Annotated in this window: 18 protein-coding genes; 14 read left to right on the top strand and 4 right to left on the bottom strand. The window is 40.4% G+C overall.

The window, feature by feature from the left end:
- Nucleotides 1-299 precede the first annotated feature (299 nt).
- Complete coding sequence (locus ACFX4I_RS01530) at nucleotides 300-479, top strand: YjzC family protein (RefSeq protein WP_034314546.1); 180 nt, start codon at nucleotides 300-302, stop codon at nucleotides 477-479.
- A 53-nt stretch (nucleotides 480-532) separates the two neighbouring features.
- On the opposite strand, the gene ACFX4I_RS01525 is transcribed toward ACFX4I_RS01530, so the two are convergent.
- Entirely contained in the window at nucleotides 533-1,291 is a 759-nt protein-coding gene (locus ACFX4I_RS01525) for an IclR family transcriptional regulator (protein WP_377418646.1), read from the bottom strand.
- A gap of 396 nt (nucleotides 1,292-1,687) precedes the next feature.
- On the opposite strand from ACFX4I_RS01525, the gene ACFX4I_RS01520 reads away from it, so the two are divergent.
- The 5 genes from ACFX4I_RS01520 to clpB all read left to right on the top strand — a co-directional run bounded on the left by ACFX4I_RS01520 (nucleotide 1,688) and on the right by clpB (nucleotide 8,403).
- Nucleotides 1,688-2,635, top strand: a complete 948-nt coding sequence (locus ACFX4I_RS01520) for a fumarylacetoacetate hydrolase family protein (RefSeq protein WP_230303965.1) — start codon at nucleotides 1,688-1,690, stop codon at nucleotides 2,633-2,635.
- Nucleotide 2,636: 1 nt separating this feature from the next.
- Complete coding sequence (locus tag ACFX4I_RS01515) at nucleotides 2,637-3,128, top strand: DinB family protein (protein WP_377418643.1); 492 nt, start codon at nucleotides 2,637-2,639, stop codon at nucleotides 3,126-3,128.
- Between the two features lie 30 nt (nucleotides 3,129-3,158).
- The gene (locus ACFX4I_RS01510; protein WP_283932679.1) at nucleotides 3,159-4,271 is read left to right on the top strand and encodes a cupin domain-containing protein; all 1,113 of its coding nucleotides are present in this window, start codon (nucleotides 3,159-3,161) and stop codon (nucleotides 4,269-4,271) included.
- 121 nt (nucleotides 4,272-4,392) lie between these two features.
- Complete coding sequence (locus tag ACFX4I_RS01505; protein ID WP_377418640.1) at nucleotides 4,393-5,592, top strand: FAD-dependent monooxygenase; 1,200 nt, start codon at nucleotides 4,393-4,395, stop codon at nucleotides 5,590-5,592.
- A gap of 222 nt (nucleotides 5,593-5,814) precedes the next feature.
- Entirely contained in the window at nucleotides 5,815-8,403 is a 2,589-nt protein-coding gene (gene clpB, locus ACFX4I_RS01500; protein ID WP_283932680.1) for an ATP-dependent chaperone ClpB, read from the top strand.
- 90 nt (nucleotides 8,404-8,493) lie between these two features.
- Here the strand turns inward: clpB and ACFX4I_RS01495 are convergent, their stop codons facing one another.
- Complete coding sequence (locus tag ACFX4I_RS01495; RefSeq protein WP_076367140.1) at nucleotides 8,494-8,685, bottom strand: YjzD family protein; 192 nt, start codon at nucleotides 8,683-8,685, stop codon at nucleotides 8,494-8,496.
- A 296-nt stretch (nucleotides 8,686-8,981) separates the two neighbouring features.
- Between ACFX4I_RS01495 and ACFX4I_RS01490 the strand changes: the two genes are divergently transcribed.
- From ACFX4I_RS01490 to ACFX4I_RS01480, 3 genes are all read left to right on the top strand, one after another.
- Nucleotides 8,982-9,704: an alpha/beta fold hydrolase gene (locus ACFX4I_RS01490; protein WP_230301477.1), complete on the top strand. Its 723-nt coding sequence runs from the start codon at nucleotides 8,982-8,984 to the stop codon at nucleotides 9,702-9,704.
- A gap of 102 nt (nucleotides 9,705-9,806) precedes the next feature.
- Entirely contained in the window at nucleotides 9,807-10,637 is an 831-nt protein-coding gene (locus tag ACFX4I_RS01485; protein ID WP_377418637.1) for a Rossmann-fold NAD(P)-binding domain-containing protein, read from the top strand.
- A gap of 283 nt (nucleotides 10,638-10,920) precedes the next feature.
- On the top strand, nucleotides 10,921-11,103 hold the full coding sequence (locus ACFX4I_RS01480) for a ComZ family protein (protein ID WP_034314525.1): 183 nt from the start codon (nucleotides 10,921-10,923) through the stop codon (nucleotides 11,101-11,103).
- Between the two features lie 41 nt (nucleotides 11,104-11,144).
- On the opposite strand, the gene ACFX4I_RS01475 is transcribed toward ACFX4I_RS01480, so the two are convergent.
- Complete coding sequence (locus ACFX4I_RS01475) at nucleotides 11,145-11,366, bottom strand: hypothetical protein (RefSeq protein ID WP_230301479.1); 222 nt, start codon at nucleotides 11,364-11,366, stop codon at nucleotides 11,145-11,147.
- 202 nt (nucleotides 11,367-11,568) lie between these two features.
- Between ACFX4I_RS01475 and ACFX4I_RS01470 the strand changes: the two genes are divergently transcribed.
- The 4 genes from ACFX4I_RS01470 (at nucleotide 11,569) to ACFX4I_RS01455 (ending at nucleotide 15,881) form a co-directional block, all read left to right on the top strand.
- Nucleotides 11,569-12,504, top strand: coding sequence for a beta-ketoacyl-ACP synthase III (locus ACFX4I_RS01470; protein ID WP_230301480.1), 936 nt, complete (start codon nucleotides 11,569-11,571; stop codon nucleotides 12,502-12,504).
- Nucleotides 12,505-12,554: 50 nt separating this feature from the next.
- Nucleotides 12,555-13,793: a beta-ketoacyl-ACP synthase II gene (gene fabF, locus ACFX4I_RS01465; RefSeq protein WP_230301481.1), complete on the top strand. Its 1,239-nt coding sequence runs from the start codon at nucleotides 12,555-12,557 to the stop codon at nucleotides 13,791-13,793.
- Between the two features lie 453 nt (nucleotides 13,794-14,246).
- Nucleotides 14,247-15,017 (top strand): DUF2268 domain-containing putative Zn-dependent protease, encoded by a 771-nt coding sequence (locus tag ACFX4I_RS01460; protein WP_377418633.1) that lies wholly within the window; start codon nucleotides 14,247-14,249, stop codon nucleotides 15,015-15,017.
- A 108-nt stretch (nucleotides 15,018-15,125) separates the two neighbouring features.
- The gene (locus ACFX4I_RS01455) at nucleotides 15,126-15,881 is read left to right on the top strand and encodes a YjbA family protein (RefSeq protein ID WP_034314514.1); all 756 of its coding nucleotides are present in this window, start codon (nucleotides 15,126-15,128) and stop codon (nucleotides 15,879-15,881) included.
- A 34-nt stretch (nucleotides 15,882-15,915) separates the two neighbouring features.
- On the opposite strand, the gene trpS is transcribed toward ACFX4I_RS01455, so the two are convergent.
- Nucleotides 15,916-16,902: a tryptophan--tRNA ligase gene (gene trpS, locus ACFX4I_RS01450; protein ID WP_098371292.1), complete on the bottom strand. Its 987-nt coding sequence runs from the start codon at nucleotides 16,900-16,902 to the stop codon at nucleotides 15,916-15,918.
- Between the two features lie 573 nt (nucleotides 16,903-17,475).
- Here trpS and ACFX4I_RS01445 point away from each other — a divergent pair.
- Entirely contained in the window at nucleotides 17,476-18,621 is a 1,146-nt protein-coding gene (locus tag ACFX4I_RS01445; protein ID WP_377418742.1) for a putative glycoside hydrolase, read from the top strand.
- The last annotated feature ends 15 nt before the right edge of the window (nucleotides 18,622-18,636 follow it).

The following is an 18,636-nucleotide window of genomic DNA, read 5'->3' as shown; positions in this document are numbered from 1 at the left end:
CATTTTACGAACCAAACGGTTCGATGACACCAGTTGATCTAAAGTAAATCATTTCAAGTTGATCTCGCTGAATAGAACCATGTTTAGAAAGCAACCTTATCACCTCAAGTTTTAAAAACCTAAAAAGACTGGTAGACAAACTCAAATATTATCGAGTTTGTCTACCGTCTTAGCGTCTGCTCAGAGTACAGACGCTTTTTTTATTCAGCCGAATTTTCTGTATGTCCTTAATTTTTCTGACATGAATGAAAGAATACTGGTAATAATAACGGGGAAAGCATGTAAAAGGGGTGAAATCTATGGGGCAAAATCGCCAATTTAAGCCAGGTCAGAAGGCACCAAATAATGGGACCTACGTAGAAATCGGTGAAACGGGCAGCACGGTAGTGAATCCGAAAATGGTAAAGCTTGATGCAGGGGATTCTTTTCCTGAAACATCCAATCATAACCGGATCTGGACATATAAGCGGAAGCCATGAAACATCTAAAAGCAGGAAAAAGGAATGATCGCCATCCTTTTTCCTGCTTTTTTCTATTCAGCGGAATAACCGAATATTTTCGAGATTTCCAAACAACTCTTTCTTAAATAGTCGCTTAAGGGATCTTCATAATGATCTGGAATGCTTTCGGTGAACCCAACGGCAGTGATCGCTCCCAACAATTCTGAATTATAATTAAAAACCGGAATGGACATGGAGGAAACAGAAGGTACAAGAGGCTCTTTGGCAAAAGCTATTTTGTATTTCCGAATTTCATGATATTCAGCCGTTTCTTTAAGGAACGAGCCTGTAACATTACGATCTTTTTCAATCCATTCGGCTGTCAAGGAAGGATCCTGAAAAACAGTGAATATCTTTCCGGATGAGGATGATGGCGGAAGACGCGTACCTAACTGTGCCCCGATGTTTAAGTTTTGGTTTGAATTCCAAATTTTCGCCGTGATTGGTCCATCGTATGTCCAAACGGAAAAAAGGACTGTGCAAGAAGTATGGTGACTGATTTCCTGTAAATAAGGAGTTATTCTGCTCGTGACATCCTCATTTCCTATCGCTGCCATGCCGTATTGAATCAGTTTGCTCCCAAGGTGATACATACCGGTTGTCTTATCGCGATATAGCAACTCAAGCTGAGTCAAAGTATTCAAATACTTATAGAGGTTACTTTTCGTTATTTCCGTTAATTCTTGAATATCAGAGAATCTTAAAGGAGTCCTTTGGGAAGCAAGTAAATCTATGATGCTCATCCCTATTTGTAATGATTGAATCGTCGAACCGGATTTTACGATTTCCATAAGTCAATCTCCCTAATTTGTTTTAATTTAGGTCTAGTATATCAGAATCTTTAAAATATAAATGGAATTTAGCACGAAAAACCGCCGGCTGCTTGAAGCTATCAATATACTTTCCTTTTAAATAAATAAATTTAGCGGATTTTAAAAATTGATTCCGAAGTACTCATAATGGTGTAGATGATAACATTTGCACAAAAAATTGTAATAGTTTCTTGACAATATTTCGAAAATTAAGTTATTATTTATATAAATAGTGAACAGTGTTACCTATAAGTGAAATTAGTGGGATGTATAGCCATTCAAATTCTGGTTTGTGAAGTGAATCCAGCAGAATTAGGATGGTGGCATCAAAAATTGGTTTTAAAAAAAATCGAGATTAATAAAGGAGAATGAAATATGAAATTAGTAACTTTCAGCAGTCAAGGATTTAAACGGATTGGTGCAATTTACCCGAATAATGTAATAGTTGACTTGAACTATGCCTATCAAGCGTTACTTGAAAGCGAAGGGAAACTCCGCAGTGAACAAATCGCTGAAGCGTATGTCCCTGCAACAATGGAGGCGTTTTTACAGGGAGGGAATGAAAGCCTTTCCATCGCGAAAAAGGCAGCGGACTACGCTATTAACAATCGTGATTCCTTCAGACATAAATTAGTGCATGAAATTGAAAATATAAAGCTTGAGGCACCTGTCCAAAAGCCAGGCAAAATTATTTGTGTCGGACATAATTACCGTGAACACATTGCTGAAATGGGTCGTGAACTTCCGCCATTCCCTGTGGTATTCGCAAAGTTCGCCAATACAGTAATCGGTCCCCAGGATGATATACCGTTTTTCCCAATCTCTGAACAACTAGATTATGAAGCGGAATTCGCTTTTGTAGTCGGACAAAGGGCACGTAATGTATCAAAAGAAGATGCTCTTGATTATGTGGCTGGTTATACAATTGCGAATGATGTAACGTACCGTGATATCCAACGGCGTACACTTGAGTGGCTTCAAGGGAAAACGGTTGAAGGAAGTGCTCCGATGGGGCCTTGGTTAGTCACTTCCGATGAACTATCCGATCCATCTGGCTTAAATGTCCGATTAACGGTAAATGGTGAAGAACGCCAAAAAACGAATACATCCAACTTCGTATTCGATGTAAAGTATTTAGTTGAATTCTTATCGAATTTAATGACTCTTGAACCAGGTGACATCGTACTCACAGGAACACCTGGTGGGGTAGGAGTAGCCCGTGATCCACAAGTGTTCTTAAAAGATGGTGACGTTGTAAAAATCGAAATCGACAAAATAGGTTATCTTGAAAACCGTGTGCGACGTGTCGGGGAGGGAAAATAAAATGGCTTATCAGGAGATCGGGACATCAATCCAATCGGTTCAACAATCCATCGACCACATTCTTGAGACAGCGGCAAACCTACCGGAAGAAACGATCAGATTTAAGCCGGCAGATGATGAATGGTCAATCATGCAGATACTTTCCCATTTAGCTGAGGCCATTCCGTATTGGTTAAGTGAAGTGGAAACTGTAATAGCGATGCCTGGAGCCGAATGGGGGCGTGGATTGCAAGATCCAGCCCGATTGGCAGCAGTTACCGATACTGACAAAATGACTGTTGAAGATGTCATGAAGCAAGTGGAGGAGCTTAAATATAAAGTGGAGAGCTGTCTCGGGGATTTAGATGAAGAAACACTATCCAAAGAATCGCCACACCGGAATTTCGCTAAATTCGGAAACAAGCCAGTTTCTTATATAGTCGATCACTTCATCGATGAGCATGTTTCAGGACACTATGATCAAATTAAGCGAAATCTTTCTAAAATCCAGTGAGGAAAGATAAAAAAGAAAGTAGGGATTAATATGGCTGAAAAATCGGAATACATGAACAGTACAATCGTAAAAGATTTTACAAAGGATATTCAGCAGTATAACCTTGGGCCACTGTGGGAAGCCATTCCCGCTTTGATGGACCATGAACCTAAACCTCATGCACATGCTTATTTATGGAAAGAAGAGCTATTGACAAAAAAATTGATGGAAGCAGCTGAAATCTTCACACCTGACCGAGGAGGGGAGCGCAGGGCCATTTATTTTCAAAACCCTGGCCTAACTTATCGCCAGCCTTGGGGATGGGCTTCGACGACACAAACGCTTTATGCAGCAGTTCAGCTATTGTTGCCAGGTGAAGTGGCCCCTTCCCACCGTCACTCCCAAAGTGCACTTCGTTTCATTACGAATGGTGAAGGTGCCTACTCCATCGTGCAGGGAGAAAGGATATTCATGGAAGAAGGAGATTTCTTGATCACGCCTAAAAACCTATGGCATGGTCATGGACATGTTGGCGAAAAACCAATGATTTGGATGGATGCCCTTGATATCCCAACCATCTATTCCATAGGTGGCACTTTCTTTGAACCATATCCAGATCGGATTGAAACGCCTAAACGTCCAGATAATTTTTCAGAGCTCCGTTATCAAGGCGGAATGGTTCGTCCAGTATCCGACCGTTATTCACAAGTGGCACCGCTTGCCAATTACAAGTGGAAAGGCACAAAAGCAGCAATAGAAGGATTAATGAATTTCGAACCTGACCCATATGAAGGTTTCGCCGTGGAATATATCAATCCATCAAATGGCGAAACGGCCAATCCGACGATGGGGGCATGGATGCAGAAACTTCCTAAAGGTTTCCATACGAAAGCACATCGCCATACCCATTCCACAATTTATCAAGTGCACCAAGGATCAGGCTATACAGTTATTAATGGAGTGCGTTTTGACTGGTCCAAGGGAGATTATTTCGTCGTTCCGAATTGGGCATGGCATGAGCATGTTGCAGAAGCGGATTCTTACTTATTCTCGGTAAACGACCTACCAATAATGGAGAGATTCGATTTGGAACAGCAACAGGCATTTGACGCAAACAATGGTTACCAAAAGGTTGAAAGTGAATTCAAGCCTGTTTTGGTTTAAAAATAATTGCAACTTACAGCTTGATCCTGATGAATATATAAAATACCAGTCGAATGAAAACGCTTACTATGGTATTGATCCGCAAGATGTGCTAAAACAACTAATTTAGGGGGAATTGATGATGAACACAGAAAATAAACCATTCATCGTTATCGGTGGGGGAATTGGCGGATTGGCAACTGCTTTAGGAATCGCAGAAACTAAACAGTATGTAAAGGTCCTTGAACAAGCTCCCGAATTTGGAGAAATTGGTGCAGGGATTCAGCTTGCAGCAAATGCCACCAACGTATTGCAGCGTTTAGGCGTCATGGATAAAATCAATGAAATTGCAGTATTTCCAAAAAGATTGGTGCTGATGGATGCCTTTTCCGGCAAAGAGCTTTCCGCTTTGGATTTAGGTGATGTTTATAAAGAAAGATATGGAGCGCCGTATGTTGTCTTGCATCGTTCCGATTTGCATAAAGTACTGGCTGAAGCCTGTGAAAATAACCCGTATATTGAACTGGTTACAAACCAAACCATTATTGAAACAGTAGAAAATGAAGGTGAAGTTACGGTTACTTCTGCCAACGGGTCCCAACATTCAGGAACAGCTGTCATTGGAGCCGATGGATTATGGTCCAAGGCACGGAAACTTTTTGTGGAAGATCAACCGATCTGCTCTCAATATGTTGCATACAGGGGAGCAATTCCGATGGAAGAGGTTACGAGCCATGGAGATTTAGATGATGTATATATGTGGATTGGGCCAAACCTTCATCTTGTTCAATACCCGGTTAGAAGGGGAGAACTATACAACCAAGTAGTGGTGTTCAAAAGTTCTCAATACACGGAAGAAAACGAAAAAACTGATCAATGGGGAACCCCGGAAGAAATGGACAGTGTATTTGCCGGAACTTGTGAACTTGTTCAGAATGCGATTTCATTCATTCAAAGGCAACGCCGCTGGCCGATGTATGACCGGTTACCAATTGATAATTGGACTAAAGGAAGGATTACGCTTACGGGCGATGCGGCACATCCGATGCTTCAATACTTGGCACAAGGGGCTTGCCAGGCTTTAGAAGATGCAGCTTATTTGTCGGATATGCTTCATAAGCATGGGAATGACATTGGACAGGCATTTTTGGAATATCAAGAGGAACGCATTCCGCGTACAGCTAACGTTCAAACGAGTGCAAGAATGTGGGGGGAAATCATCCACAATACGACCGATGCAGGCATTCTGCTCAGAGATACGATCCTTGCAGGTCGCACGGATAAAGATTTCCAATTCGTCGATGAATTTCATGGCTATAATAAAATGGCCGTAAAAGCATAAGCCGTTTTGTTTCATCCAAATCAGGAATTAATGCATTTTACAAATGGATCTGCCTTTCTTCTATGAAGAAAGGCTTTTGACGTTTATCCTCCATACTGCCTGCATTTTTTATAACTTTCCTTTACATGGGGGAAATTAGAAGTATAATGGAAATATAAAGGTCAAAGTTGGTCAAACCAAGTGTTAATTCGTTCATGATATAGATGAATGGGAGGTTTTAAGATGGATATTAATAAAATGACGGAGAGAACCCAACAGGCATTCATTGGCGGCCAGGAACTAGCCAAAGATAGAGGGAATCCCGAGCTGACGGAGCTGCATTTATTAAAGGCATTAATGGAACAGGATGAAAGTTTATTAATCAGGATTTTATCGGAATCTGGTAAACCGATGAATCAATTTGATATAGAACTTAATAAGGAACTGGATCGATTACCGGAAGTGAGCGGGAGTGTTTCCCAGGTTTACATGTCATCCTCCCTACAGCAAATTTTGACGGCTGCCGAAAAAGAAATGCAGCTGTGGGAGGATGAATATTTATCTGTCGAACATATACTGCTTGCGTCGTTGAAAGTAAATAAAACGAATGTAAACAGGCTTTTTTCATCATATGGAATTGATTATGATAAAGCAAAACGGGTTATAAACGATATAAGGGGGAATCAGCGAGTGACTAGTCAAAATCCTGAAAGCACTTATGAAGTACTGAAAAAATACGGCAGAGATCTCGTTGCTGAGGTTAAATCGGGGAAGGTCGATCCCGTAATCGGCCGAGATACGGAAATCCGTAACGTCATCCGGATCCTTTCACGTAAAACGAAAAATAATCCTGTATTAATAGGAGAACCTGGAGTAGGTAAAACAGCGATTGTCGAGGGGTTGGCTCAAAGGATCGTCAGGAAGGATGTACCGGAAGGATTAAAGGACAAGACCGTTTTTTCACTAGATATGAGTGCACTTGTCGCAGGGGCAAAATTCCGCGGTGAATTTGAGGAACGCCTAAAAGCGGTGTTGAATGAAATCAAGAAGAGCGAAGGGAAAATTCTTTTATTCATTGATGAATTGCATACGATTGTCGGTGCAGGAAGAACGGATGGCGCACTTGATGCCGGAAATATGTTAAAGCCGATGCTTGCGCGCGGTGAGCTGCATTGTATCGGTGCAACGACCCTTGATGAATATCGGCAATATATTGAAAAAGATCCGGCTCTGGAACGCCGTTTCCAACAGGTTCTGGTTCCTGAACCGGATGTGGAAGATACGATTTCAATTTTGCGGGGATTAAAGGAACGGTTTGAAATTCACCATGGCGTCAGGATACATGATCGGGCGATCGTTGCGGCCTCTGTCCTTTCGAACCGATATATAACGGAGCGGTTTTTACCGGATAAAGCGATAGACCTCGTGGATGAAGCATGTGCGATGATCCGAATGGAAATCGACTCAATGCCATCCGAGCTGGATGAAATCACGAGAAAAGTCATGCAACTTGAAATTGAAGAAGCGGCCTTGAAAAATGAGGAGGACCCTCAAAGCAAGGCAAGGCTGGAAGTGCTTCAAAAAGAACTATCAGAAATTCAGGATCAAGCGAATAGCATGAAATCCAAGTGGCAAATGGAGAAATCAGCGCTTCAGAAGGTGCAGGATAAACGTGAAGAGCTTGAGAAACTGCGTCATGAACTGGAACAGGCAGAGAATGACTATGACCTTAACCGGGCAGCTGAACTTCGGCATGGAAGGATTCCGCAGCTTCAAAAAGAATTGGAAACAATGGAAGACGAATTGGAAAAGGAAAAACAGGAATCACGATTGCTTCGCCAGGAAGTGACGGAGGAGGAAATTGCCTCGATTGTTGCAAGGTGGACGGGAATTCCGATAAGCAAACTGGTGGAAAGTGAAAGGGAGAAGCTGCTTCGCCTATCTGATATCCTGCATGAACGAGTAATAGGTCAAGGAGAAGCGGTGGAACTCGTATCCGATGCCGTTTTAAGAGCAAGGGCGGGAATTAAAGATCCAAACAGACCAATCGGTTCATTCATTTTTCTTGGGCCGACTGGTGTCGGTAAAACCGAATTGGTAAAAGCTTTGGCAGAAACATTATTTGATAGTGAGGAACATATGATTCGAATCGATATGTCGGAATATATGGAGAAACATTCCGTGTCCCGCCTTGTTGGTGCACCTCCTGGATATGTTGGATTTGAGGAAGGAGGTCAACTTACGGAGGCTGTTAGGAGAAACCCATACTCAGTCATATTATTAGATGAAATTGAAAAGGCACATCCGGAAGTCTTCAATATTTTGCTGCAAATGTTGGATGATGGAAGGATAACAGACTCCCAAGGAAGAACAATCAACTGTAAAAATACGGTGATCATCATGACTTCCAATATCGGTTCCCATTTCTTATTACAGTCCAACCGGGTGGATGGTGGCATTGAAGAAGAAATAAAAGATCAGGTCTTTAAAGAATTAAGAGGCCATTTCCGTCCCGAATTTTTAAATCGCGTTGATGACATTGTTTTATTCAAACCTCTGACGAAACAAGAAATCGTTGAAATCGTGGATAAAATGGTTCATCAATTACAGGTAAGGTTAACTGAACAAAATATAGCTTTGAACGTCACAGAAGCGGCTAAGGAATTCATTGCGGACCAAGGATATGACCCGGTATATGGAGCAAGACCGCTGAAGCGATTCATCCAAAAGCATCTGGAAACGAAAATCGCCCGTAAAATCATAGCTGGGACTGCTGAGCTTAAAGAAGGAATAACGATTGATTATGATCATGCTGAATTGGTCCTCATATAAAAACGTTGAAATGTAGTTATGTAGTTTACACAAAAGCAAAGTACGGTATAACAAAAAGGACATCCTAAAAAGGATGTCCTCTTTTGCTTCTTAATGTTGATGAGAGTCTTTAGCTGGCCCGGCAGGCAAGATAGCAGGGATGATACAAATCAGGATAGCAGCAGCTAATCCTAAAATCGTTCCCTGCGCAGCATCGTATGAAACTCCGATCATGGAAGAAACAACATATACAGTCATATGCACTAATAAGAATGTCCAAAAAATTGCCCAAGCATAACGCATCGAATTTCACCTCATTCCACTACATTCATTTTTATCTTACCATAATTAATATACAGTTAAAACGTGTTTTTAATAATAACCTTTAAATAATTCAATACATTAAATCATAAGAGAACTTTTTCTGGCAGACAAGTTGGTTCCAAACTTCAAAAGGGAAATCATAGGGGGAAAATACAACAAAAATGGTCCTTGCTTGGTTAATTTAAGATAAGAAGTTAGGCGTTTTCACTGACCCTTTCTATTTTTCTTCATAAATTAATATAGTAGTAGTAATATTCCTTAAAGGAGTTTGAACGATGGAACAACGAACTTTTCAAATTGATGACCAATGGAATATCATCTATTATCCAGAGCGGCCCAGTGGTTTTTCCATAATGGTAATTGGAGACCGTAGTCATTTTGTCGAAAAAGACAGCAGCTTTTGGCTGCAGCATCCTGGCAGGCTGCAGATATTGGAATATTTAAAGGAATACGGATACACGCTATTTTCATCCAATTTTCACGGAGCCAACTGGGGCAGTCCTAAAGCACTGGACCTTTCCCTTAACCTATATATTCTTTTCATGAAAAAAGAAATAGTCAATCAAAGGGTTCATATATTGGCAGAGGGGACAGGCGCACTACTTGCCCTACAGCTAATGAATGAACTTGGAAATAAAATTCGGTCTGTCGTATTGATTGATCCGGTTTTTTCGTTGAAAGCACAACTGGAGAAAGAAAAGGAAAATAAGTTCTTTTATAAAAAGTGGCTGTCCGAGGTTGCTGCTGCATATGAGCTCGATCCGGCAGAATGTGAACAGCATATCCTGGACACTGAAGATTCAGTAATCGCAGAGAATATTCCCATGAAAGTGATTCAGGTTTTTGGAAGCTTACGGAAAGAGCAAGCCTCCCTTTATCGGCAAATCCAGCTGGCAAGGAAAGCAGATTTGCAACTGACGTATATATTGCCCGAAAAACGTTATAAAATCCCCTATCAAATACAAAAGTTTTTCAATGAGAATGAAGAGATTTTATGAGAAGTGATATATTTTTACAATAGTTTGCATACGATACAGCATCTAAAAAAACTAGACGTGCCGGGTGAAGTGGGCTTGATGGCATACGAGGAGGCTGTATTTATGCAAACAAACATTGTCATTGGCACTTATCGATTTGTGGGATTCTATGTGACTCAATATTTTTTGAACAAAGGTAAAGAAGTAATCGGAATCGATTGGGCTGATTCCGAAGCAAGTCAATATATTATGGAAGAAAAGGAACTCGAAATAGGCAGGAATTCAAATTATATATACTTTCCGATAAATAAACTTAAATTATTGGATATTTCACAGCAGGACATGGTGTTCATATCACTTTACGATATTCAAAGCGGAAAATTGGACAAAATCGATTTTCTGATAGGCGAAATCGTTTCCTTTATTGAGAAATTCAAAAATGGCAAGGATGAAGCGCCAAATTTCGTTCTTTTCATGCCCATCGAGAAAGATGTCAGTATATTTCAGTCCATATTAAGCTCAATTCGTGAAATAGATTCTGCGAAAATCATATTTTTACCGACGATTTATGGACCTTGGCAATCGGAAGGCATGAGCTTTGAAGCCGGAATCAACCAGCTTGGACAGTCTGATATCAATGCGGCAATTGCTGCCGAATATACCGGAGATGCCCTCTATATCACTGATTTTGTTAATGCTTTGGAAGCAGTGCTTACCTCAAGTTCCGATAGGGACATCCAATTGTGCAGCAGTATTGATGATCATTGGAATAAATGTGCCAAGTTGATATTTGGTGAAAGTATGGATTCATTCACTTCCCAATCAACAACTAAAATCAAAAAAGGAACAATATTTGAAGTGCAATGCAAAATGGAACCAGAAGAAGGCATTGCTTTACAAAGAAAACATAATAAACGATTAAACTTACTTAAAAAGTGGAGAAAGCGAGATTAACTTGGGAGAGCGATAACCAGATATGAAGGCGAAGCACATGATCGGGAAAATTTGAAATCGATAGCTTTCGATATTTAGGGAAGGACAAAACTGTATATTTGCCTCTAATCTATATGTCTTGTACTATAATGTTCAAGGATAGGAATTCACATCAAAAGATATTCATGATTTTATATGTGCGCCCTTTACGAAAGGGTCTTGTGGAATTATGATAATATTGAGCTTTATTTGGCATCACAATGATCAATTGGATGAATATTCAAAAGATAGGGGGGAAACGCGAATGAGTTCAGATAAAACTCTTGAATTTATGGGAATCGCCATGAAATACTTCCCAGAGGCTAAAGCGAAGCTTGAAGCAAGCGGGATTCCATTCTCAATGGAGATGGCAGAGCCATTCATGGAGCTCTTTAAAAGCGTAATGCAAGAAGCTTATGAGCTTGGTAAACAAGATGCTCAGCGTTAATTAAAGGCAGGCTGTCCGGTTAAAGGGCAGCCTTAATTTTTTTATTCTTTTTTCAAGAACTTGGCGATCAATGGGTTCAGATTAATTTTATCAATGGTCGGTTTGTATTGACTGTATAAGCCCATCAATGTTTCAACGCTCACCATCAATTGCATGTAATCAACCTTGGATTCCTCTTGCTCCGGTTCAGCTTTCCTGCCAAACATCAAATTCGAAAAATGATCATCCGGGTTTCTTTCGTGGTTGCGATTGAAGATGTCCACAATGAATTCCTCCTATACTCCTTTTATTTATAATGTATGTCCTAAATTTCCCTTGGCATAGGCGCTTGACCGAATTCTGAAAGAGATTTCTTTAGCTTTTCAAACTGTTAACTCTTGCAAGGAAGTCTTTTTTTATATAAAATTAGTACCAGGTAATAATAGATGATTATAATAACTCATTAAAATATAAGGGGATGGCAAGATGAATGCTGGAATACTAGGGCTTGGCCGCTACTTACCCGACAAAATCGTTACAAATGCGGATTTAGAAAAAATTATGGACACTTCCGACGAGTGGATCCGGACTAGGACGGGTATTGAGGAAAGAAGAATTGCCAATGATGATATTGATACATCAGATATGGCTTATGAAGCCGCAAAAGCTGCATTGAAAAATGCGGAAATTTCGGCTGAAGAGATAGATTTAATTCTTGTAGCTACTGTTACACCTGATCAGTCGTTTCCTTCTGTCGCTTGCATGATTCAAGAGAAATTGGGAGCGATGAAGGCAGCTGCAATGGATGTAAGTGCTGCATGTGCCGGTTTTATGTATGCAATGATCACGGCACAGCAATTTATTAAGACAGGTGCATATAAGCATGTGTTGATTGTCGGTGTTGAAAAACTTTCGAAAGTAACCAATTGGGAAGACCGTAATACTGCTGTACTTTTTGGTGACGGAGCGGGTGCAGCTGTAATTGGACCTGTATCTGAAGGCAAAGGGGTCCTTTCCTTTGAATTAGGCGCAGATGGAACTGGTGGGAAGCACCTATTACAGGAAGGAGATTTCATTCATATGAATGGACGTGAAGTATTTAAATTTGCTGTCCGTCAGATGGGGGAATCCAGCCTGGGTGTATTGGACAAAGCTGGTTTGACAAAGGAAGATGTGGATCTGCTTGTACCGCATCAAGCAAACATACGCATTATGGAAGCCTCAAGGGAACGCTTGGGTCTCCCACTTGAAAAAATGACAAAAACGGTTCATAAATATGGAAATACTTCATCAGCGTCCATTCCAATGGCCCTTGTGGAAGAAATGGAAGCAGGAAGAATCAAGGACAATGACTTAATCGTCATGGTCGGTTTTGGTGGTGGCCTTACATGGGGAGCGATCGCTCTTAGGTGGGGTAAATAAAAGAAGAAGCAAATCGTAAGAGTTTTAAAAATAGGAAGGAGCCATTTTTAATGACTAATCGTCGTGTAGTTGTAACAGGTATTGGAGCAATCTCTCCAGTTGGTAATGATGCAGAAACTGGATGGAAGAATATAATTGAGGGGAAGTCGGGGATAGGGCCTTTAACTCGTTTGAACGCTGAGGAATTCCCCGTTAAAGTGGCTGCTGAAATCAAGGATTTTGATATAGAGACATATATAAATCGTAAAGAAGCACGCAAAATGGACCGTTTTACCCATTATGCAATTGCAGCTTCCGTTATGGCATATAATGATAGCAAGCTCGAAATAACCGATGAAAATGCTCCACGTGTCGGGGTCTGGATCGGTTCGGGTATCGGCGGGCTGGAGACGCTTGAAACACAGCATGAAAACTTTTTAAACAGAGGATATAAACGGGTGAGCCCATTTTTCGTTCCAATGATGATTCCGGACATGGCAGCCGGCCAGGTTTCTATCTTACTGGGTGCTAAAGGAATCAATTCATGTACGGTGACAGCCTGTGCAACAGGAACAAATTCAATTGGTGATGCGTTTAAAGCCATTCAACGCGGCGATGCCGATGTCATGATCACAGGCGGGGCCGAAGCGCCAATCACGAAAATGTCGGTTGCAGGCTTCTGTGCAAATACGGCATTATCGACCAACCCTGATCCACAAACGGCTAGCCGTCCTTTTGATCTTAATCGTGATGGTTTCGTAATAGGGGAAGGAGCTGGAATTATCGTTCTGGAAGATCTTGAACATGCATTGAGTAGAGGAGCCAAGATTTATGCTGAAATAGCTGGTTATGGCTCAACTGGAGATGCCTTCCATATTACCGCTCCGGCACCAGGTGGCGAAGGCGGGGCAAGGGCGATGAAAATCGCAATTGAGGATGCAGGTTTGAATCCGGAAGACATCCAATATGTGAATGCCCACGGAACGAGTACGCCATACAATGACAAATACGAAACGATGGCAGTCAAAGAAGTCTTTGGCGACCATGCTAATAAACTTGCAATAAGTTCCACTAAATCGATGACAGGCCATATGTTAGGGGCAGCAGGAGGTGTGGAAGCAATATTCACGATTCAGGCAATAAGGGACAGCATTTTGCCTCCAACCATCAATATTGAAACACCAGACCCTGAGTGTGATTTGGACTATGTTCCGAATCAAGCAAGGAAGGGCGAAATCAATGCAGCCATCAGCAATTCACTTGGATTCGGTGGACATAACGCAACCATTCTTTTCAAGAAGTATCAATAAGGTATGAAGGAAGGGCAGATCTTTCGGGATCTGCTCTTTAGTTTGTCGATAAAAGGGAGTTCGGAATGGTCTTCCGAACCATGAATTTAAACAAGACTGGATTATACTTAATGGTTTCTTACTGTCTTATGAAATCCTTATTGGATTGAAGAAATTTGCGACACTCCTGCCGAATAACTGGCTAGCCGGGACCCCACAGACGCTTGCGTCGAGGAGGCTTGGCAGACAGTCGGCGGAAAGGGAGTGGATTTCTGAAAACAACTGGAACGTTTTTTAAAGAAAAAAACTGCAGGTAAACTTGAATTCTTCGAATTTGCCTACAGTCTGAGAGCAGATCCTTTGGGATCTGCTCTTTTTATTTTGAAGGGAAAATGCAAATGCAAGGGAGATAAAATGTGTCAACGACCTTCTTAAAATCATACGATAGTCAATAGAAGCGGAGGTGTATGGGAAATGGGAGTCATTTCAACCGATGAATGGATGATGAAGGATTTCAACCGCCCGGTCCAGATGATGGAAAGACTTAAAAGTACATTCAACAATACCCTTGATGCAGACATGATTTATCAACATTTATTAAAGCATGGCATGTATTCGCCGAATCAAAAAACAAAACTCACATGGGAAGACTTAAAAGAAAATAATGCATGGGAAAAAACACAAAACTTGTTTACAGCTTATAAGAAGCTTTGGGGAGGGCCTGATGTTCCCATATATATTTTTCCGCTCATGTCTTCAGGGATATGGAATAAAAAAGTTGAAACGAAGTCAGGATTGGCATTTAAAGATAAACTATTCCTTTTTTACGGCAAGGGGATGGCCGAAAAGGAAATGGAGGCCCTGCTGATTCATGAATATCATCATGTTTGCCGTCTGCATCATTTGAAAAAGGACCAAAAAGAATACACTCTCCTGGATACGATGATCATGGAAGGACTGGCGGAAAGAACGGTGGGAAAATATTTAGGAACAAAATTTTTAGCGAAATGGACTAAGTTATATCAGGAAGATAAATTACGGGAATTTTGGAACAAGCATTTAGAAGAAAAGCACATGATAAAACGTACAGATCCTTTTCATGATGTACTTCTCCTTGGGACGAAAGGATATCCATATATGCTTGGATACTGTAGTGGCTATTACCTGGTGAAAAACTTTGAAAAACTCTCTGTGAAAAAATCATTCATTATCCAATCTGAAGAATTCTTATCAAAAAAGAGTTAATATATACGTTCTTTTTTTCTTAATCTGTTTTCTAGAATAGGAATAAATTGTATGGTTCCTGCCTATACTGATTGACAAACAGAAATTTGTTTAAGTGAGGGATGAATGATGCTATATCTTCATGATGTATGGGTTAACTGGTTTGAAGGAGAAGAAAACGGCTATAATATTTGTCATTTTCATGAATGGAGGAAGGATGATGGGATCGAACTACTAGATCAAGTTCCTTTGTTGAAAGTGTCATCAACATTGTTCCACTACATAGAGAACGACTTGTCAGAATTACCTAAGCCATTGCTCAATGATGTTTATCAAAAAGCATATGCAAGGAAAAATCATGAAAGAATTCAGCTTGACTATTGTTTTATCGTGACTGACGGAAATGGAATTTTAGCTGTTGATACGATAGGTTATCATATTCCGATTAGGAAAAGCAGAATAATTCCACGGCAGGAACAAATTGTTTATGACATGATAGAAAACCACGATGAGATGGATTACACCTTTACTGAAAAACCTACATCTGAGAAAGAATATCATATTTTGTCGCCGTCTCCCTTATTCATGAACGGTTTGACAAGAAAAGAAAGACAGCTTAAGCAATTGCTATTCATGGCCATGGACCAATTATTCACTGCGAAAAACACAGCTGAAATCCGCTATTGGTATACAGAATGGGCCCCCGAAAAATATGAAAGCATTCAAGAAATGGATTTTCAGATAGCTTGGCTTGAGTTATATGAAGAAATGAAGGAAGGCTGGTCAGAGAAGCACCTTCAACTTTGTGAAAACCTTGTGAAGGGGCAGCCTTTTTTTGAAAAGCTTTGGCAAGTGGAGGCTGGCGATAGCCCATCGATATTATGATAAAAAAAGACGATCCGATGAGGATCGTCTTTTTTTATCTCTTTCTGCCAAGTCCCATGCCATTATACATTTTTCTGATCATTTTATTGGCTTCAATATTCGCCTTTTCTGCACCGCGGTCCAGAATCTCATCCAATTCAGGCGAATCGATCAATTCATTAAAGCGTTCCTGGATTGGTAGGATTTCTCCAAGAACCACCTCAGCCAAATCACTTTTAAAGTCACCATAACCTTTACCTTCATACATCTCTTCAATTTCTGAATAGGATTTTCCGCTGAAGATGGAGTATATGGACATCAGGTTGGAAACACCCGCTTTGTTTTCCTTATCATAACGGACAATTCCTTCCGAATCGGTAACTGCGCTTTTGATGTTTTTTTCGATTTGCTTCGGATCATCCAATAAGGCAATCGTTGCCTTTTTATTAGGATCAGATTTGCTCATTTTCTTGGTTGGTTCCTGAAGGGACATGATACGGGCCCCTTCTGTAGGAAGGCTGATTTCCGGGATTTTAAAAATGTCATTATGCTTTTTATTGAACCGTTCAGCCAAATCGCGTGTCAATTCAAGATGCTGTCTTTGATCTTCCCCGACAGGAACCACATCTGTACTATAAAGGAGAATATCGGCAGCCATCAGTGGCGGGTATGTAAGCAGTGCTGCGGATACCCCTTCTTTGCCAGCGGATTTGTCCTTAAATTGCGTCATTCTCTCAAGTTCCCCAATATAGGATATACTTTGTAAAATCCAGCCTGCCTGAGCATGCGCAGGTACTTCTGATTGAATGAAGATGGTATTCTTTTCAGGATCCAGGCCAATGGCCAAATATAAAGCGGCCAATGTTTTAATGTTTTTCCTTAACTTAATGCGATCTTGTGGAACTGTAATTGCATGCTGGTCAACAATACAAAAGAAACATTCATATTCATTTTGTAAGTTAACGAATTGTTTCATGGCTCCGATGTAATTTCCTAAAGTAACGGAACCGGATGGCTGAATGCCGGAGAAAATCCTTTTCAACTGCTAGTCACTCCTCTAAATGCGTTTATTGATAAATGGATATTCGCTCTTCATTATTGTAAGGATAAATAGAAAATGAATCCACTTTCTTTGAAAGAAATGTGCGTGCTCCTGTGATGGGAAAAAACGCTCATTTAAATCTTGTGGAGGGCCGTTTTGTCCTGTATCGATGCCATTCTGAGAATACGAAATGTCCACTATACTGTATTTTAGCATTTATTCATATTAAATGTATAATCGAAACGGCAATCAAGCCAATAGAACGGATTTTCCGTTTCTTTTTTTTGACTTGGAAGAAATGAAGGGTTCAAGGAAAATCAAACCGTTTAACATATATCACAATGAGCAGACCATTTTAGGGAAGGATACTCACAAGGGAATACAGGATTGTGAACGTATTCTTAAGGTTGAAACTTTGTAAGGCAGTTTTTTAAATTATTTATAAGATATAGGAGTAAAGTTAATTGTTTGTGGTATTAAAGAAAGGGGTTTATTATATTTGTTGAATATTGATGACTGATGGCGAATGAGGTGGAGAAAATGAAACCAATGTGTAAATGGTTGATGACAGGTATGTGCATATTCCTGATTCAACAGCCAGTTCATGCGCAAGGCATGAACGAAAACAGGCAGGTGGCATTAGAAAATAAAGAATTGCCTGTGAGCGTACCGCGTTTTGTTTTTGATTCGGGATTGAAATTCGACTATCCGGATGCTGTGCGCGGAATATATGTGACAGGGCCTGCAGCGGGCGGAAATAAATTGAATGAACTTATTAAATATGTAGATGAAACCGATTTGAATGCGATGGTCATTGACATTAAGGATGACAGGGGGAACGTTACGTATAAACCCGAAGATCCCGATTCTCCATATGCTGGGATCGGTAAAGACTACATAAAAAACCCAAGGTCAATGCTGAAAAAATTTGAGGATAAAAAGATTTATCCGATTGCAAGGGTAGTCGTCTTTAAAGACTCCCATTTGGCCAAAGAGAAGCCTGAATTGTCTTTTTTAGATGGGGAAAAGGTATGGAAGAATGGTCGAGGGGAAGCCTTCGTTAACCCATTCTTAAAAGAGGTGTGGGATTATAATGTCGGTATTGCCATTGAAGCGGCAAAGATGGGTTTTAAAGAAATTCAATTTGACTATGTCCGTTTTCCCGAAGGATTCGAAAATAAAGAAGATGATTTGAAATATGATGTAGGTGAATATGATGAAGCGAAAGTGAGTAATACAGCCAAAAGGGTTCAGGCAGTGACAGATTTCGTAAGTTATGCGAGGAAACAACTGGAGCCATATGGTGTGGAAGTATCAGTGGATATTTTTGGATATGCGGCTACATTGCCTGAAGCTCCCGGAATTGGGCAAAACTTCACAAAAATCTCTGAGAATGTTGATGTAATTTCCTCGATGATTTATCCAAGTCACTGGACATCTTATTTTGGTATCGATAAGCCAGATTTGGAGCCATATAATCTTGTTAAGGAATATGCGAAATTAGAGAAAGGGAAGCTGAAGGAGTTAAAAACACCACCTACTTCAAGACCTTGGTTACAAGATTTTACTGCCTCATATTTAGGAGAGGGGAATTACCAAAGGTATGGTAAGGAAGAAGTGGAAGCCCAAATAAAAGCATTGAATGACAATGGTATTGATGAATACTTATTATGGAATGCAGCAAATCGATATACAAAGGGAGTAGACTATACCCCATGAAAAAAGGATGACCTA

The sequence above is a fragment of the Peribacillus sp. YIM B13472 genome (assembly GCF_042788005.1).
Lineage (GTDB): Bacteria > Bacillota > Bacilli > Bacillales > DSM-1321 > Peribacillus > Peribacillus simplex_E.
The sequence above is the reverse complement of the archived record's forward strand: the minus strand, read 5'-3'. Positions and strand labels throughout refer to the sequence as shown.

What these genes read in the sequence shown, in the direction of transcription:
- ACFX4I_RS01505 (WP_377418640.1), top strand. Translation starts at nt 4,393, where the DNA reads ATGAACACAGAAAATAAACCATTCATCGTTATCGGTGGGGGAATTGGC.
- ACFX4I_RS01520 (WP_230303965.1), top strand. Translation starts at nt 1,688, where the DNA reads ATGAAATTAGTAACTTTCAGCAGTCAAGGATTTAAACGGATTGGTGCA.
- ACFX4I_RS01460 (WP_377418633.1), top strand. Translation starts at nt 14,247, where the DNA reads ATGGGAGTCATTTCAACCGATGAATGGATGATGAAGGATTTCAACCGC.
- ACFX4I_RS01445 (WP_377418742.1), top strand. Translation starts at nt 17,476, where the DNA reads ATGTGCATATTCCTGATTCAACAGCCAGTTCATGCGCAAGGCATGAAC.
- ACFX4I_RS01485 (WP_377418637.1), top strand. Translation starts at nt 9,807, where the DNA reads ATGCAAACAAACATTGTCATTGGCACTTATCGATTTGTGGGATTCTAT.
- ACFX4I_RS01495 (WP_076367140.1), bottom strand. Translation starts at nt 8,685, where the DNA reads ATGCGTTATGCTTGGGCAATTTTTTGGACATTCTTATTAGTGCATATG.
- ACFX4I_RS01490 (WP_230301477.1), top strand. Translation starts at nt 8,982, where the DNA reads ATGGAACAACGAACTTTTCAAATTGATGACCAATGGAATATCATCTAT.
- ACFX4I_RS01455 (WP_034314514.1), top strand. Translation starts at nt 15,126, where the DNA reads ATGCTATATCTTCATGATGTATGGGTTAACTGGTTTGAAGGAGAAGAA.
- ACFX4I_RS01530 (WP_034314546.1), top strand. Translation starts at nt 300, where the DNA reads ATGGGGCAAAATCGCCAATTTAAGCCAGGTCAGAAGGCACCAAATAAT.
- ACFX4I_RS01525 (WP_377418646.1), bottom strand. Translation starts at nt 1,291, where the DNA reads ATGGAAATCGTAAAATCCGGTTCGACGATTCAATCATTACAAATAGGG.
- ACFX4I_RS01510 (WP_283932679.1), top strand. Translation starts at nt 3,159, where the DNA reads ATGGCTGAAAAATCGGAATACATGAACAGTACAATCGTAAAAGATTTT.
- ACFX4I_RS01470 (WP_230301480.1), top strand. Translation starts at nt 11,569, where the DNA reads ATGAATGCTGGAATACTAGGGCTTGGCCGCTACTTACCCGACAAAATC.
- fabF (WP_230301481.1), top strand. Translation starts at nt 12,555, where the DNA reads ATGACTAATCGTCGTGTAGTTGTAACAGGTATTGGAGCAATCTCTCCA.
- ACFX4I_RS01480 (WP_034314525.1), top strand. Translation starts at nt 10,921, where the DNA reads ATGAGTTCAGATAAAACTCTTGAATTTATGGGAATCGCCATGAAATAC.
- ACFX4I_RS01515 (WP_377418643.1), top strand. Translation starts at nt 2,637, where the DNA reads ATGGCTTATCAGGAGATCGGGACATCAATCCAATCGGTTCAACAATCC.
- clpB (WP_283932680.1), top strand. Translation starts at nt 5,815, where the DNA reads ATGGATATTAATAAAATGACGGAGAGAACCCAACAGGCATTCATTGGC.